Genomic DNA, 16,136 nt, shown 5'->3' with positions numbered 1-16,136 from the left:
TCAACCAATCGGGTGCCAGACCCGCCGATCGCGGGTCAGCAGTTCGTCCGCCGCAGTCGGGCCGTTGTCACCGGCGGCATAGAGCTGCACCTCGCCGCCCTCCTGCCAGGCATCGAGGAACGGCTGCACCGCGCGCCAGCCGTTCTCGATGTTGTCGGCGCGCTGGAACAAGGTCTGGTCGCCGGTCAGGCAGTCGTAGATCAGCGTCTCGTAGCCGGTGGACGGCTGCATCTTGAAAAAGTCCTTGTAGGCAAAACCCAGCTCAACGTTCTCCATGGCCAGGGCCGGGCCCGGGCGCTTGGCTTGCAGGTCGAACCACATGCCTTCGTTGGGCTGGATCTGGATCTTCAGATAGTTGGGCTTGAGCCGCTCGACTTCGGTATCGCGAAACTGGGCATAGGGCGCTGGCTTGAAGCAGATGGCAATCTCGGTGTCGCGCACGCTCATGCGCTTACCGGTACGCAGGTAGAACGGCACGCCGACCCAGCGCCAATTGTCGATCATTACCTTGAGGGCGACGAAGGTTTCGGTGTTGCTGTCGGGCGCGACCCGAGGTTCTTCGCGGTAACCGGGGACCTTCTTGCGCCCTTGTTTGCCAGCGCTGTACTGGCCGCGTACCGAGTTTTTCAGGGCCATGTTCTTCGACCAGGGCCGGATCGCGCCGATGACCTTGGCCTTCTCGCTACGCACCGCATCGGCGCCAAAGGCCGCCGGCGGCTCCATGGCGACCATCGCCAGCAACTGGAACAGGTGGTTGGGGACCATGTCGCGCAAGGCGCCGGTACTGTCGTAGAAGGCGCCGCGGCTTTCGACGCCGACGGTTTCGGCAGCGGTGATCTGCACGTGATCGATGTAGTGGTTGTTCCAGAACGCTTCGAACAGGCCGTTGGAAAAACGGCTGACGAGGATGTTCTGCACCGTCTCTTTGCCCAGGTAATGGTCGATGCGGTAGATCTGCTTTTCGCTCATGACCTTGAGCAGGCAGGCATTGAGCGCTTCGGCGCTGGCCAGGTCCGAGCCGAAGGGTTTTTCCACCACCACCCGGCGAAAGCCGGCGCTTTCGTCGAGCAGGCCAGCGGCGCCCAGGCGCTGCACCACTTCGCTGAAAAAGCGCGGTGAGGTGGCCAGGTAGAACACCGCGTTGGCGCTGGGGTTGCTGCGGATGCGTTCGGCGATGGCCTGGTAGGTGGCCTCGTCGAGAAAATCGCCGGTGAGGTAGCCGATGCGTTTGGCCAGGCGCGCCCAGAGTTTGTCATCCAGGCACTTGCTGGCGCCTTCGCTGGCCCTGTCGCGTTCGCGCATGAAGGCTTGCAGGCGCGCGGCGAATTCGTTGTCGGTGGCGGCGTTGTGGTCGACGCCAACGATGCGCAAGCCCTTGTCGAGCAGGCCATCACGGCTTAAGTTGTACAACGCCGGCATCAACAGGCGCTTGACCAGGTCGCCGTTGGCACCAAACAGGAACAGGTTGCAAGGCGGGGCCGCTTCGATTTGTGTTTTGCTCATTCGGCTTTCTTCTCGACATGGCCACCAAAGCCAAAACGCATGGCCGACAGCATGCGGTCGGCGTAGGTGCCCTGCTGCTGGCGCGAACGGAAGCGGGCGAACAGCGCACTGGACAGCACCGGCACCGGCACCGCCTGTTCCACTGCCGCATCGATGGTCCAGCGCCCTTCGCCGCTGTCGGCCACCGAGCCGCTGTAGCCGCCCAGTTGCGGGTCGGCCACCAGGGCGTCGGCGGTAAGATCCAGCAGCCAGGAGGTGACCACACTGCCACGGCGCCACACTTCGGCGATTTCCGCCAGGTTCAGGTCAAAGCGCTGCTCGGCCGGCACGGCATCGCTGCCCTTGCTCTTGAGCAGGTCGAACCCTTCGGCATAGGCCTGCATCAGGCCGTATTCGATGCCGTTGTGGATCATCTTCACATAGTGCCCGGCACCTGCGGGCCCGGCATGAATGTAACCCTGCTCGGCACGCCCGGCCGGGCCCTGGCGGCCGCGGGTGCGGGGGATGTCGCCAACCCCGGGGGCGAGAGTGGCGAACAGCGGGTCGAGGCGGTCGACCACCGCCTGCTCGCCACCGATCATCATGCAGTAGCCGCGCTCCAGGCCCCAGACGCCGCCCGAGGTGCCGACATCGATATAGTGCAGGTTGCGCTTGCCCAGCTCGGCGGCGCGGCGCATGTCGTCCTTGTAGAAGGTATTGCCGCCGTCGATGATCACGTCGTCGGCGTCGAGCAGGTCAGCAAGCTGGGCGATGGTCTGCTCGGTCGGCTCACCGGCCGGCAGCATCACCCACACCGCCCGGGGTTTCTCCAGCTTGCCTACCAGCGCGCCAAGGTCATGGGCGCCGTTGGCGCCTTCCTTGACCAGGGTTTCCACTGCCTGACGATCGCGGTCATGCACCACCATGCGGTGCCCGCCACGCATCAAGCGCCGTGCAATATTGCCGCCCATGCGGCCCAGCCCCACGATTCCCAATTGCATGTGCGATGCTCCCCTGGAATGAAAAATAGCGCCTCAGGCCTTCAAGGTTAGTCCAGCCCTGGCGCGCTTGGTTCAGCGACGAACGGCAAGACAGCCAGAAACAAAAAAGTTCCCAAGGCCTGCAAAAGAATTCAGAATCGCCGCCGATCCAGCAGCTACGCTGTTAGAAAAACGAACCACCCTATGCGAGGTGTGCAATGGGAACCCTTCTGCCAAAAATGCCTGCCCAGACCCTCTACGTGACGGTACACCGCGACGAGCTGCGTCGCCTTAAAGAAGAGCGCGAGCAGTTGCAACAACAGGTCGCCCAACTCAGTCTGCTTCTGCAGCAAGCCCAGGACGGCCAGTTGCCAGCGCGCAGCTGAGCGTCCCCGCGGTTGGTTGTGCACCTGATGCTTTCTGCCCTGCTTGACGGCATTTCTCCCGCCTAAGCCGTCTGAAACGTTGTGCCACAACCTGCAGCCGCGCTGCTGCAGGTTCCTGCGAGCAAAAGTGACCAGCGGGTCACATTCTTCACGAATTCTCTCCTACACTCGGTATTCGGCCAGACATCGCCCGGAAAACTCGACTTAAAATAGTCGAAACTTCTGCAATCGCGGTAGGTCAGGAACTAAGTAGGCCATCGATTCCGCTTCAACGGACGCGGCCCACCCACCCCATATCGTCACCACGCCGTCGGCAGGACGCCGGCTTGCGTAGCGCTTGTGCGCTTGGCTGCGGGGCATGGAAGGCAAGGCAATACCACTCACAGAGAACAGTATCGGTAGACAAACAACAACGGGCGCCCACGCCCGCACAACATAGGGACGGAGAGAAGTATGATCAGTGCCGCTGTCGAACCTCATGTAGAGCAATTCACCCCGGATTCGCGTGAACCGCTTGCAGCGGATTTCACGCCGACAGCCAAGGCACTGGGTGCTGACCCCAGACATTCTTCACATAAACGCAAAGTGTTGTTCGTCACCTCGGAAATCGCCGACCTGGTCAAGACCGGCGGCCTGGGCGATGTCTCGGCGGCGCTGCCACGGGCCATGCGTCACCTGCACGATGTGCGCGTCTTGATTCCCGGTTACCCGCAGGTGCTGGAAAGCGACAACCCGATCCACCTGGTCGGCGAGCTGGGCGGCCACGCGGCCTTGCCGCCCTGCAAGATCGGGCGCATGGACCTGGCCGATGGCCTGGTCATCTATGTGTTGATCTGTCCCGAGCTGTACCAGCGCGAAGGCACGCCCTACGGTGCCAACAACGGTCGCGACTGGCCCGACAATCACATCCGCTTTGCCCGCCTGGGCCTGGCCGCGGCAGAAATCGCCGCCGGTGAAGGCATGGTCCACTGGAAGCCCGACCTGGTCCACGCCCACGACTGGCCGGCCGGCCTGGCCCCGGCCTACATGCACTGGCGCGGCCTGCAGACGCCGACCCTGTTCACCATCCACAACCTGGCCTACCAGGGCGTGGTCAGCCGTGCCTGCTGCCCGGAACTGGCGATCCCCGACCACGCCCTGCAACAGGAAGGCATGGAGTTTTACGGCAAGCTGTCGTTCCTCAAGGCCGGCCTTGCCTACTCCAGCCACATCACCACGGTCAGCGCCACCTATGCCCGGGAAATCACTACGCCCTCGTTCGGCTGCGGGCTGGATGGCTTCCTTGCCAGCAAAGCCCAGCAAGGCCTGCTCAGCGGTATTCCCAACGGCATCGACGAGAGCTGGGACTCGGCCAGCGACCCGCACCTGGATCACCCCTTCAGCCTCAACGACTGGCACGGCAAGGCTGCCAACAGCCGCCAGGTGCGTGAGCTGTTCGGCCTGCAACCTTCGAACGGGCCACTGTTCGCAGTGGTTTCGCGCCTGGTCTACCAGAAAGGCCTGGACCTGACCCTGGGGGTGGCCGAATACATCGTCCGCCAGGGCGGCCAGATCGCGATCATCGGCCGTGGCGAACCGGAAGAAGAACAGGCCATGCGCGAACTTGCCCTGCGCCATCCCGGGCAGATCGGCGTGCGCATCGGCTTCAACGAAACCGATGCCCGGCGCATGTTCGCCGGCAGCGATTTCCTGCTCATGCCGTCGCGCTACGAGCCCTGCGGCCTGAGCCAGATGTACGCCCAGCGCTTTGGCTCGCTGCCGGTGGCGCGCAACACCGGGGGCCTGGCCGACACCATCGAGAATGGCGTCACCGGTTTTCTGTTCGATGAATCGACCGTCGACAGCTACCGCGAAGCACTGGGCCGGGCGTTCTACGTGTACAGCAAGAAGAACCTGCTCAATGCCATGCGCTGCCTGGCGATGACCCAACCGTTCAACTGGTGCCAGGCCGTCGAGCCTTATGCCCGTCTTTATCAGGAGCTGGTCGAAAACGCCCGAGCAACCCCACGCTGAAGCGGAGATGGCAGGTATGCCCTTGAGGTCACAGGAACACGCGACCCACGGGGCCGTGATGCTGGACAGCAACAGCGCCCGGTTTGCCCTGTGGGCACCGGACGCACAGCAGGTGGAGGTTGAATTCGACGCCGGTGCGCGCCAGCCCTTGCAGGCCCAGGCCGACGGTTGGTTCGTCGGCCAGCTGCCGTGCAAGGTCGGTGACCGCTACCGCTACCGGATCGACGCCACGCTCACGGTGGCCGACCCGGCGTCGCGCTACCAACCCGACGGCGTGCACGGCCCCAGCCAGTTGCTGAACCCCGCAGCCTACCGCTGGCAGTACCCCGACTGGCGCGGGCGCCCCTGGCCTGAGGCGGTCATCTACGAGCTGCATGTCGGCCTGTGCGGCGGCTATGCCGGGGTGATCGAGCGCTTGCCGGCCCTGGCCGAGCTGGGCATTACCGCCATCGAGCTGATGCCGCTCGGGCAATTCCCCGGCGAGCGCAACTGGGGCTACGACGGCGTCCTGCCGTTCGCTCCACAGCACAGCTATGGCAGCCCCGAGCAACTGCGCGAACTGATCGACCAGGCCCACGGCCATGGCCTGATGGTGCTGATGGATGTGGTCTACAACCACTTCGGCCCGGACGGCAATTACCTCGGCCAGTACGCCAGTGGCTTTTTTCGCCAGGATCGCCAGACCCCGTGGGGCGCGGCGATTGATTTTCGCCGCCGCCAGGTGCGCGACTTTTTTATCGAGAACGCCCTGATGTGGCTGCAGGAGTACCGCGTCGACGGTCTGCGCCTGGACGCCGTGCACGCCATCGACGACCCGGATTTTCTTGCCGAACTGGCGCGCCGGGTGCGCAGCGAGATCACCCCGGGGCGTCAGGTATGGCTGACCCTTGAGAACGAACACAACCAGGCGCACCTGCTTGAACAGGGCTTCGATGCGCAGTGGAACGACGACGGTCACAACGCCCTGCACGTGCTGCTCACCGGCGAGCAGGAGGCGTACTACGCCGACTACAGCGAGTCGACCATCGAAAAACTCGCGCGCTGCCTGAGCCAGGGCTTCGTCTTCCAGGGCCAGCCCGACCGCAACGGCCGTCCCCGCGGCGAGCCCAGCGGGCATTTGCCCCCCACGGCCTTCGTGCTGTTCCTGCAGAACCACGACCAGATCGGCAACCGCGCGTTCGGCGAGCGCCTGAACCAACTGTGCCCGCCCCAGGCCTTGCGCGCAGCCACCACCCTGTTGCTGCTGGCGCCGATGATTCCGCTGCTGTTCATGGGCGATGAATGGGGCTGCGAGCAACCTTTTGTGTTTTTCACCGATCACCACGATGAACTGGCCGATGCCGTACGCGAAGGCCGGCGCGCCGAGTTTGCCGGTTTTGCCGACTTCGCCGATGCCGTCACCCGCTCGCGGATTCCCGACCCCAATGCCCTCGATAGCTTCGACGCTTCGCGGCCGCGGCCAACACACTCAAGCCAACAGCCATGGTTGCAGTTGTACCGGCAATTACTGGCCCTGCGCGCCCGCCACATCGTCCCCAACCTGCCCGGCATCCATGCCCTCGGCGCCCGGGTGCTGGGGCCGCAGGCCTTGACGGTGCGCTGGCAGCTCGAACGCGGCGGCGAGCTGCGTATTGACCTCAACCTTGGCCCGACCGCGCAAGTGGCCGACCTGCCGGCCAACGCTGCACGCCTGTTCAGCTGTAGCGAAAGCTGCATCGGCAGCACGCAATTGCCGCCCTACACCACCCTGGTCAGCCTGCTGCCGACCACTCCAGCGGAGCCTGCCCATGACTGACCCACGCTTGCAGCAACTGGCCGAACTGGCGGGCCTGGCGGTGGACTGGATCGACGCCAACGGCCGCGCCCAGCGGGTCAGTGACCCGGCGCTGCAGCGGGTGCTGGCCGGCCTAGGCCACCCGGCCGACAGCGTTGAGGCGATCGAAGCCAGTATCCAGGCGCTGCTGCGCGCCCACGATGCCCGCCACCTGCCGCCGCTGTTGACGGTTGACCACGGCTTGGCGCTGGAGCTGTCTGGCTATTTCCCGGCAGCGATGGACTGCCAGGTGCTGCTTGAAGATGGCAGCGAACAACCGTTGCAACTGGATGACCAGGCCAGGCTCCCCGCTGGCTTGCCGATCGGCTATCACCAGGTGCAGATCGACCGCCAGCAGTTCACCCTGGCCGTGGCGCCGGTACGCTGCTATAGCATCGCCGACGCCCTCGACACGCCAACCCCGCGCTGCTGGGGCCTGAGCGCCCAGCTGTACAGCCTGCGCCGCCCCGACGATGGCGGTTATGGCGACTGCCTGGCCCTCGAAGCGCTGGTACGCAGCGCCGCCGAACGCGGCGCCGATGCCCTGGCGATCAGCCCGCTGCACGCCATGTTCGCCAGCGACAGCCAGCGCTACAGCCCGTACTCGCCCTCCAGCCGGCTGTTTCTCAACAGCCTGTATGCAAGCCCGGCGGCGCTGCTCGGGGACCGCGCGGTGCGCATGGCGATTGAAGCCTGCCAGTTGCATGGCCCGCTGGAGCAGCTTGAACAACTGCCGCTGATCGACTGGCCGCAGGCCGCATCGTTTCGCCAGCGTTTGCTGCGTGCGCTGTACCGTGACTTCATCGCCACCGAGCACCCGCTGCTCGCCGACTTCGACAGCTATCGCCAGCACGCCGGCCCCGCCCTGGAACGCCACTGCCGCTTCGAGGTGCTGCTGGAGCACGCGCTCAAGCGCGATATCGGCCAGGACTGGCGCGACTGGCCCGCGGCCTGGCACGACCCGCACAGCCCCGAGGTGAGTGCCTTCGCTCGCCAGCACAGCGAAGAAGTGGAGTTTCACGCCTTCTGCCAGTGGCTGATCGAACGCAGCCTGCAACGCGCCCAGGATGCGGCGCGCAGTCATGGTATGGGCATCGGCCTGATCGCCGACCTGGCGGTGGGTGCCGACGGCGCCGGCAGCCAGGCCTGGAGCCGCCAGGACGAGCTGCTGGCCGGCCTCAATGTCGGCGCGCCGCCGGATATACTCAACCGCGCCGGGCAGAACTGGGGCATCTGCGCCTTCTCGCCCGAAGGCCTGCGACGCAACGGCTACCGGGCGTTCATCGAGATGCTGCGGGCCAACTTTGCCCATGCCGGGGGCCTGCGCATCGACCATGTCATGGGTTTGCAACGGCTGTGGCTGATCCCCCAGGGTGCCACCCCGGCCGAAGGAGCCTACCTGCACTACCCGCTCGATGATCTGCTGCGCCTGCTGAGCCTGGAGTCGGTGCGTCACCGGGCTATCGTGCTGGGTGAAGACCTCGGCACTGTGCCCGAAGGCCTGCGTGAAAAGCTCGCCGCCCGGGCCATCCTCGGCATGCGCGTGCTGCTGTTCGAGCAAGACCCGCCCGGCCACTTCAAGCCCATCCTCGACTGGCCCGACAATGCCTTGGCCACCACCAGCACCCATGACCTGCCGCCACTGGCCGGCTGGCTGCAGGCCCGTGATATCGACTGGAACCAGCGCCTGAGCCTGATCGACGGCATCACCGAGCGGCACTGGCGCGACAGCCGCCAACACGAGCGCCAGGGCCTGCGGCGCATTCTTGAACAGAACTACGGCCAGGCCCTGGCCGAGAGCGACGCGCTGATCGATGCCAGCATCCGCTACCTTGGCCATACCCGCGCGCCGCTGGTGCTGGTACCGCTGGAAGATCTGCTGGGTGTCGATGAGCAACCCAACCTGCCCGGCACCATCGACAGCCACCCCAACTGGCGCCGGCGCTTTGCCCTGCCGGCCACCGGCCTGCTCGACGACGAGGACGCGGCGCGGCGCCTGGAGCTGCTGGCGCAGGCCCGCGAACAGGCCTGGGAGCGTGACCGGTGAAAACCCTGACCGCGACCCTGCGCCTGCAGTTTCATGCTGACTTCGGCCTCGACCAGGCGGCGGCGCTGGTGCCCTACTTCGCCCGCTTAGGCATCAGCCACCTGTACGCCTCGCCGCTGCTGCGCGCGCGCCCCGGCTCGCGCCATGGCTACGATGTGGTCGACCCCGGGCAGGTCAGCCCGCATCTGGGCGGCGAAGCTGCACTGGAGCGCCTGGTGGCAGCGCTGCGCCTGCACGGCATGGGCCTGATCCTCGACATGGTTTCCAACCATATGGCGGTCGGCAGCGACAACCCCTGGTGGCAGGACCTGCTGGCCTGGGGCCGGCGCAGCCGCTATGCCGAGTTCTTCGACATCCAGTGGCACTCGCCCGACCCGCTGCTTGAAGGTCAGTTGCTGCTGCCGTTTCTGGCCGGTGACTACGGCGCGATGCTGCAAGGCGGCGACATCCCGCTGCGCTTCGACGCTGCAACCGGCCAGTTGCATATCCAGCACCACGAGCACCGCTTTCCGATCTGCCCGGCCGACTATGGCCTGGTGCTCGCCGAAGGTGGCGCAGCCCTGCAGACACTGGCCAGCCGCTTCAATGCCTTGCGCAGCGCTGACGATGCCCCGGCGCAGGCCAGGCCGCTGCTGGCCGAACTGGCAGCGCTGGCCCGCCAACAGCCCCTGGACGATGTGCTCGGCGCCTTCGACAGCCGCAGCCCCGAAGGTTTCACGCGCCTGCACGCCCTGCTCGAACGGCAGTCCTACCGCCTGGCCAGCTGGCGCACCGCTGGCGACGATATCAACTGGCGGCGCTTTTTCGACGTCAACGAGCTGGGCGGCCTGCGGGTCGAACGCGCGGCGGTGTTCGAGGCCACCCACAGCAAGGTCTTCGAGCTGATCGGCCGCGGCCTGGTCGACGGCCTGCGCATCGACCACATCGACGGCCTGGCCGATCCGCGCGGCTACTGCCGCAAGCTGCGCCGGCGGGTCGACGGGCTCTTGGCCCAGCGCCCACTGGAGGCAGCGCTGGAGCACTTTCCGATCTATGTCGAGAAGATCCTCGGCGCCGACGAGCAGCTGCACCGCGACTGGCAGGTCGACGGCAGCACCGGCTACGAGTTCATGAACCAGGTCTCGCTGCTGCAGCATGATCCAGACGGCGAAGCAGAGTTGGCGGCGCTATGGAGCGCGCTAAGCGAACGCCCGGACTTCAGCGAGGAAGTGCGCCTGGCCCGCCAGCAAATCCTCAATGGCAGCCTGGCCGGCGATTTCGAGTCGGTGGCCCAGGCGCTGTTGCAAGTAGCCCGCGACGACCTGATGAGCCGCGACCTGACCTTGGGCGCCATTCGCCGGGCGTTGCAGGCGCTGATCGAGCACTACCCGGTGTACCGCACCTACATCAATGCCTGCGGGCGCCCGGCAGAAGATGAAGCGTACTTCCAGCAAGCCATGCGCGGTGCCCGCCAGTGCCTGAGCGAGGCTGACTGGCCGGTGCTCGACTACCTGCAGCGCTGGCTCGGCGGCGAGCCCTGGCGGCGCTTGCCGCCGGGCCGGCCGCGCAAGCACCTGCGCCACGCCTGCGTGCGCTTTCAGCAACTGACCTCGCCCACCGCCGCCAAGGCCGTGGAAGACACGGCCTTCTACCGCTCGGCACTGTTGCTGTCGCGTAACGACGTAGGTTTTGATGCCGAACGTTTCAGCGCCCCGGTCGAGGACTTTCACCAACATTGCCTCACGCGCCTTGAGCAGTTCCCGGACAACCTGCTGGCCACCGCCACCCACGACCACAAGCGCGGCGAAGACAGCCGTGCGCGCCTGGCAGTGCTCAGCGAACGCAGCAGCTGGTTTGCCAGCCGGGTCGAACACTGGCGCGAGCTGGCCAGCCCCTTGCGCAGCACCCTGGCCGACGGCGAAGCGCCAGGTGCAGGCGATGAGCTGCTGCTGTACCAGACCCTGCTCGGCAGCTGGCCGCTGGACCTTGACGAGAACAATCCGTTGGCGCTTGAGGCCTATGCCGAGCGCCTGCGCCAATGGCAGCGCAAAGCCCTGCGTGAAGCCAAGTTGCGCAGCAGCTGGAGCGCCCCGAACGAGGCCTATGAACAGGCCTGCCTGGATTTCATCGACACCCTGCTGCTGGAGCGCGCCAGCCAGCAGTTGCGGCATTCCCTGGCCGAGGCGGCGCAGGCGATCGCCTGCCCGGGCGCGCTCAACAGCCTGGTGCAGTGCTTGCTGCGCATGACCACGCCCGGGGTGCCCGACCTGTACCAGGGCAACGAATTCTGGGACTTCAGCCTGGTCGACCCGGACAACCGCCGCGCGGTGGACTTTGCCGGTCGGCGCCAGGCCCTGGCGGATGGCACCACAACGGCGCAGTTGCTCCAGGACTGGCGCAGCGGCCGGGTCAAACAGGCGTTGATCAACCAGGTGCTGGAGTGGCGCCAGCAGTCCCCGCAGCTGTTCCTGCGCGGTCAGTACCTGCCGATCGAAGTGCGCGGCAGACACGCCGGGCGGGTCCTGGCGTTTGCCCGGGTGAGCGCTGAACAGCGCGCCGTGGTGGTGGTGCCGCGCCTGGCCTGCAGCTTGCTTGGCCAATCACCGCTACCGCTGATCCCGGCACAGAACTGGGACGATACCCGGCTGGTTTTGCCGTTTGCCTTGTCGCCTGGCAATTGCTCGGGACTTTTTGCCACAGGCGCAGTCACAGCCTCAAAGGAGCTGTGGCTGAGCACTGCACTCAAGGAGTTTCCGGTCAATCTGTTCGTTGAACATCGTTAAGTCCTCAGGAGCGTAGAGATGAGTGTCGAAGAAAAACGTATCCGTGAATTCGCCTATCAGATCTGGGAGTCGGAAGGTAAGCCCGAAGGCCAGGAAGAGCGGCACTGGGCGATGGCGCGCAAGCTTGCCGAAGCCGAAGCGCTGGCGCCCAAGGTAACGCCGCGCAAACCGGCCAAGGCGCCGCCGGCCAGTAGCGCCAAGGCCAAGCCGGCAAGCACTGCGCCAGCGCCGAAAAAGCCCAGGGCAAGCAAGAAGCCACCGACCGCGTAAGTCATTAGCCGCATCGCTGGCAAGCCAGCTCCCACAGGGGCTGCAACGTAGCCCCTGCCTGATCAAGGAGCACCAATGACCACCCGTAAAGCCCCCGTCGCCGATCACCTCGAACCCTCGCGCATCCGCGAGGGCCTGCCCTTCCCGCTGGGCGCCAGTTGGGATGGGCTGGGGGTCAATTTTGCCCTGTTCTCGGCCAACGCCACCAAGGTTGAACTGTGCCTGTTCGATGCCAGCGGCGAGGTCGAGCTCGAACGCATCGAGCTGCCGGAGTACACCGACGAGATCTTCCACGGCTACCTGCCCGATGCCCATCCCGGGCAGATCTACGGCTACCGCGTACACGGCCCGTACGATCCGGAAAACGGCCACCGCTTCAACCCCAACAAACTGCTGATCGACCCCTACGCCAAGCAACTGGTCGGCAGCCTGAAATGGTCCGAGGCGCTGTTCGGTTACACCATCGGCCACCCCGACGGCGACCTTAGCTTTGATGAGCGCGACAGTGCGCCGTTCGTGCCCAAGTGCAAGGTCATCGACCCGGCCTACACCTGGGGCCGCGACCAGCGCGTGGGCATTCCCTGGGAGCGCACCATCCTCTATGAGGCCCACGTGCGCGGTATCAGCATGCGCCACCCGGCGGTGCCAGAGGCCAATCGCGGCACCTTTGCCGGGCTGATGTGCGACGAACTGCTGGGGCATATCAAGCAGCTTGGGGTGAGCTCGATCGAGTTGCTGCCGATCCATGCCTTCGTCAACGACCAGCATCTGCTGCAAAAGGGCCTGAACAACTATTGGGGCTACAACAGCATCGCCTTTTTTGCCCCGCACCCGCGCTACCTGGCCAACGGCAAGATCGCCGAGTTCAAGGAGATGGTCGCGCACCTGCATGACGCCGGTCTGGAGGTGATTCTCGACGTGGTCTACAACCACACCGCCGAAGGCAACGAGCTGGGCCCGACCCTGTCGATGCGCGGCATCGACAATTGCTCCTACTACCGGCTGATGCCCGATGACAAGCGCTTCTATATCAACGACTCGGGCACCGGCAACACCCTCGACCTGAGCCACCCCTGCGTCTTGCAACTGGTCACCGACTCGTTGCGTTACTGGGCCGGCGAGATGCACGTCGACGGTTTTCGCTTCGACCTGGCGACCATTCTCGGCCGCTACCACGAGGGCTTCGACGAGCGTCACAGCTTTCTCGTTGCCTGCCGCCAGGACCCGCTGCTCAGCCAGGTCAAGCTGATTGCCGAGCCCTGGGACTGCGGCCCCGGTGGCTACCAGGTGGGCAATTTCGCCCCCGGCTGGGCGGAATGGAACGACCGTTTTCGCGATACCGTGCGGGCTTTCTGGAAAGGCGACGAAGGCCAGCTGGCCGACTTTGCCGCGCGCATGACCGCCTCCGGCGAGCTGTTCAACCGCCGCGGGCGCAGGCCCTACGCCTCGGTCAACTTCATCACCGCCCATGACGGCTTCACCCTGCGCGACCTGGTGTCGTACAACGACAAGCACAACGAGGACAACGACGAAGGCAACCAGGACGGCAGCAACAACAACCTGTCATGGAACCACGGCGTCGAAGGCCCCACCGACGACCCCGCGATCAAGGCCCTGCGCCTGCGCCAGATGCGCAATTTCTTCGCCACCCTGCTGCTGGCCCAGGGTACGCCGATGATCGTCGCCGGCGACGAGTTCAGCCGCACCCAGCACGGCAACAACAATGCCTACTGCCAGGACAGCGAGATCGGCTGGATCAACTGGGAGCTGGACGAGGATGGCGCGGCGCTGCTCAAGTTCGTCAAGCGCCTGACCAAGCTGCGCCTGGCCTACCCGGTGCTGCGCCGTCCGCGTTTTCTGGTCGGTGACTACAACGAGGCGATCGGGGTCAAGGACGTCACCTGGCTGGCGCCGGACGCCAGCGAGATGAGCGTCGAGCAATGGCAGGACGCCCACGGGCGCTGCCTGGGCATGCTGATGGATGGCCGCGCCCAGGTCAGCGGTATTCTGCGCCCCGGCGCCGATGCCACCTTGCTGCTGATCGTCAACGCCCACCACGATACCGTGGCCTTTACCTTGCCCGAGGTGCCGGAAGGCGAATACTGGAACTGCCTGATCGACACCGACCGGCCGCAACTGCGCAAAGGCGAGCATCATGACTTTGGCAGCGAGTTCCAGGTCAGTGGCCGCTCGTTGCTGTTGCTGGAGCTGTTCCGTGACGATGATGTCTGAAAACCAGGTGGCCGCGGTCAAGCGCCTGCGGGTGCTGACCGTCAATACCCACAAGGGCTTTACCGCCTTCAACCGGCGCTTCATCCTCCCCGAACTGCGTGAAGCGGTGCGCAGCACCCGCGCTGATATCGTCTTTCTCCAGGAGGTGCTCGGCTCCCACGACCGCCATGCCGCCCGTTACGCCGGCTGGCCGCAAACCTCGCAGTACGAGTTTCTCGCCGACAGCATGTGGAGCGATTTCGCCTACGGGCGCAATGCCGTGTACCCGGACGGCCATCACGGCAACGCGCTGTTGTCCAAGTACCCGATCATCGAGCACCGCAACCTGGATGTCTCGATCACCGGCCCCGAGCGCCGCGGCCTGCGGCACTGCGTGCTGGATGTGCCCGGGCAGCGCGAGGTGCATGCCATTTGCGTGCACCTGTCACTGCTCGAAAGCCACCGGCAACAGCAGCTGCAACTGCTGCGCAAGCTGCTCGACTCGCTGCCTGGCGATGCTCCGGTGATCATCGCCGGCGACTTCAACGACTGGAAACTGCGCGGCAACCGCACCCTCAACCTGCACCGCGACCTGCACGAAGCCTTCGAGCGCCATCACGGCCTGCTTGCCCGCACCTATCCGGCGCGATTGCCGCTGCTGCGCCTGGACCGCATCTACCTGCGCAACGCCCACAGCCATGCCCCGCAAATTCTCGGCAACAAGCCCTGGAGCCACCTCTCCGATCACCTGCCATTGGCCGTGGAAGTGCAGCTTTAGCAATCATTCGGCATAGCCGCACCGCTGGAAAGAGCGGTTGCGGCTATAGGATGTAAATTTTTGTTTAATTTCAGCTAATTGCCACTACCAATAGCTTGACAACGGTTATTTCACGCTTTCTTGACGCCCGCCCCGTCCTCTCCTTAGCTACAAGTAATGCAGCAACTGCAGATTCCATTCCGAGCCTCTAGCGCGCGCCTTTCAGCGCGCGAAAGGGACCGGTTTGCTGGTTTGGGTCGCCCTCTGGTTTTGCTTTACAGCCCGTGACATCAGGCCAGAACCCTGGCTTATAAAAACAGAGGAGAACCGCCATGAAAAAAACTCCGAATCCTGCGGGCTTTGAGTATGTTTTCTATGCGGTTTCCACGTCGCTGCTACTGGCAACCCCGTTGGAAACCCATGCATTGGGCCTGGAGGATAACGACCCGTTCAACAACCTGGTACAGGCCCAACCTGCACTTTCGCTCAACCCGGTCAGCGCCAGCGGCCTGGGCCTGAGCACCCTCGGTGCGTTTTCCGAACGCCTGGCCGAACGCCATGCGCCAGCACCGAACGACAGCATCGCCAGCCAGTGGGCGCAGTTTTTCCCGACTGCGGTGCGCACCTCAAGCCCAGAGGCCGACAACCTCGCCACGCCCAACCAGAGCCTGCAAATCAGCCCTGATCTGTTCGTTCGTGAAACCGGCGGCGGCAATACTCACCGCGCCGGTTTCTTTGTCGGCCACAGCAACCTGCAAAGCGGTTTCGACGGCCTGCGCAAACCCCAGGTCGGCAACAAAGAGAGCGTGCTCAACCTCGACGGGCAAAGCCTGGGTGTGTACTGGAGCATGACCCACGACCAGGGCTGGCACCTGGATGCGGTGGCCATGGGCACGCGCTTTGATATCAATGGCCGCAGCGAGAGCGGCCAGCGCCTGGATGGCAACGGTCACGCCCTGACCCTCTCGGTCGAGGGCGGCTACCCGATCAGCCTGGGCAACAACTGGACCCTGGAACCGCAAGCGCAGTTGATCAACCAGCAGTACTTTCCCGGCAGCCAGACCCAGACCGACACCCAGCAAGCCTTTGACCAGCAGCCCAACTGGACCGGCCGGGTCGGTGCCAAATTGTCGGCGCGCTACAACGTGCGCGGCATGCCGATCGAGCCGTTCGTGCGCACCAACGTCTGGTACGACTTCTCCAATGCCGACACCGTGAGCCTGGATAAGGTCGACAAGATCAGCAGCGGGCGCAACTCCGCCACCGTCGAACTGGGCTTGGGCCTGGTGGCGCGGGTCACGCCGAAAGTGGCGCTGTTTGTCAGCGCCGACTACAGCAGTGATGTCGATGACAATGACCTCAACGGCCTGATCGGCAACCTCGGTGTCAGGGTGCGCTGGTGATGCGAGCGCTGG

Annotated in this window: 11 protein-coding genes; 9 read left to right on the top strand and 2 right to left on the bottom strand. The window is 65.0% G+C overall.

What is annotated here, in order from left to right; genetic code table 11:
• Together zwf and gnd are read right to left on the bottom strand one after the other, a co-directional pair.
• Nucleotides 1-1,503: a glucose-6-phosphate dehydrogenase gene (gene zwf, locus ACIOVF_RS14180; protein WP_213601516.1), complete on the bottom strand. Its 1,503-nt coding sequence runs from the start codon at nucleotides 1,501-1,503 to the stop codon at nucleotides 1-3.
• Nucleotides 1,500-2,483, bottom strand: coding sequence for a phosphogluconate dehydrogenase (NAD(+)-dependent, decarboxylating) (gene gnd / locus ACIOVF_RS14175; protein WP_123565969.1), 984 nt, complete (start codon nucleotides 2,481-2,483; stop codon nucleotides 1,500-1,502). Before gnd ends, zwf begins: the two co-directional genes overlap by 4 nt.
• A gap of 197 nt (nucleotides 2,484-2,680) precedes the next feature.
• Between gnd and ACIOVF_RS14170 the strand changes: the two genes are divergently transcribed.
• The 9 genes from ACIOVF_RS14170 (at nucleotide 2,681) to ACIOVF_RS14130 (ending at nucleotide 16,124) form a co-directional block, all read left to right on the top strand.
• Complete coding sequence (locus tag ACIOVF_RS14170) at nucleotides 2,681-2,848, top strand: DUF6026 family protein (protein WP_176794265.1); 168 nt, start codon at nucleotides 2,681-2,683, stop codon at nucleotides 2,846-2,848.
• Nucleotides 2,849-3,301: 453 nt separating this feature from the next.
• Entirely contained in the window at nucleotides 3,302-4,861 is a 1,560-nt protein-coding gene (gene glgA, locus ACIOVF_RS14165; RefSeq protein WP_045198548.1) for a glycogen synthase GlgA, read from the top strand.
• A 16-nt stretch (nucleotides 4,862-4,877) separates the two neighbouring features.
• On the top strand, nucleotides 4,878-6,656 hold the full coding sequence (gene treZ / locus ACIOVF_RS14160) for a malto-oligosyltrehalose trehalohydrolase (RefSeq protein ID WP_401290176.1): 1,779 nt from the start codon (nucleotides 4,878-4,880) through the stop codon (nucleotides 6,654-6,656).
• Nucleotides 6,649-8,721, top strand: coding sequence for a 4-alpha-glucanotransferase (malQ, locus tag ACIOVF_RS14155; RefSeq protein ID WP_401290173.1), 2,073 nt, complete (start codon nucleotides 6,649-6,651; stop codon nucleotides 8,719-8,721). The genes treZ and malQ overlap by 8 nt, the downstream gene beginning before the upstream one ends.
• Complete coding sequence (locus ACIOVF_RS14150) at nucleotides 8,718-11,483, top strand: malto-oligosyltrehalose synthase (RefSeq protein ID WP_401290170.1); 2,766 nt, start codon at nucleotides 8,718-8,720, stop codon at nucleotides 11,481-11,483. The genes malQ and ACIOVF_RS14150 overlap by 4 nt, the downstream gene beginning before the upstream one ends.
• Nucleotides 11,484-11,501: 18 nt before the next feature.
• Nucleotides 11,502-11,753, top strand: coding sequence for a DUF2934 domain-containing protein (locus tag ACIOVF_RS14145; protein WP_045198538.1), 252 nt, complete (start codon nucleotides 11,502-11,504; stop codon nucleotides 11,751-11,753).
• 75 nt (nucleotides 11,754-11,828) lie between these two features.
• Entirely contained in the window at nucleotides 11,829-13,985 is a 2,157-nt protein-coding gene (glgX, locus tag ACIOVF_RS14140; RefSeq protein WP_401290167.1) for a glycogen debranching protein GlgX, read from the top strand.
• On the top strand, nucleotides 13,975-14,742 hold the full coding sequence (locus ACIOVF_RS14135; RefSeq protein ID WP_401290596.1) for an endonuclease/exonuclease/phosphatase family protein: 768 nt from the start codon (nucleotides 13,975-13,977) through the stop codon (nucleotides 14,740-14,742). Before glgX ends, ACIOVF_RS14135 begins: the two co-directional genes overlap by 11 nt.
• A gap of 311 nt (nucleotides 14,743-15,053) precedes the next feature.
• Nucleotides 15,054-16,124: an autotransporter outer membrane beta-barrel domain-containing protein gene (locus tag ACIOVF_RS14130; RefSeq protein WP_093383718.1), complete on the top strand. Its 1,071-nt coding sequence runs from the start codon at nucleotides 15,054-15,056 to the stop codon at nucleotides 16,122-16,124.
• Nucleotides 16,125-16,136: the final 12 nt, after the last annotated feature.

Origin of the sequence: Pseudomonas sp. NPDC087612 (genome assembly GCF_044743505.1) — a bacterium.
Lineage (GTDB): Bacteria > Pseudomonadota > Gammaproteobacteria > Pseudomonadales > Pseudomonadaceae > Aquipseudomonas.
The sequence above is the reverse complement of the archived record's forward strand: the minus strand, read 5'-3'. Positions and strand labels throughout refer to the sequence as shown.

Bases quoted from the DNA above. Each gene is read 5' to 3' on its own strand.
- zwf (WP_213601516.1), bottom strand. From the start codon at position 1,503: ATGAGCAAAACACAAATCGAAGCGGCCCCGCCTTGCAACCTGTTCCTG.
- gnd (WP_123565969.1), bottom strand. From the start codon at position 2,483: ATGCAATTGGGAATCGTGGGGCTGGGCCGCATGGGCGGCAATATTGCA.
- ACIOVF_RS14170 (WP_176794265.1), top strand. From the start codon at position 2,681: ATGGGAACCCTTCTGCCAAAAATGCCTGCCCAGACCCTCTACGTGACG.
- glgA (WP_045198548.1), top strand. From the start codon at position 3,302: ATGATCAGTGCCGCTGTCGAACCTCATGTAGAGCAATTCACCCCGGAT.
- treZ (WP_401290176.1), top strand. From the start codon at position 4,878: ATGCCCTTGAGGTCACAGGAACACGCGACCCACGGGGCCGTGATGCTG.
- malQ (WP_401290173.1), top strand. From the start codon at position 6,649: ATGACTGACCCACGCTTGCAGCAACTGGCCGAACTGGCGGGCCTGGCG.
- ACIOVF_RS14145 (WP_045198538.1), top strand. From the start codon at position 11,502: ATGAGTGTCGAAGAAAAACGTATCCGTGAATTCGCCTATCAGATCTGG.
- glgX (WP_401290167.1), top strand. From the start codon at position 11,829: ATGACCACCCGTAAAGCCCCCGTCGCCGATCACCTCGAACCCTCGCGC.
- ACIOVF_RS14135 (WP_401290596.1), top strand. From the start codon at position 13,975: ATGATGTCTGAAAACCAGGTGGCCGCGGTCAAGCGCCTGCGGGTGCTG.
- ACIOVF_RS14130 (WP_093383718.1), top strand. From the start codon at position 15,054: ATGAAAAAAACTCCGAATCCTGCGGGCTTTGAGTATGTTTTCTATGCG.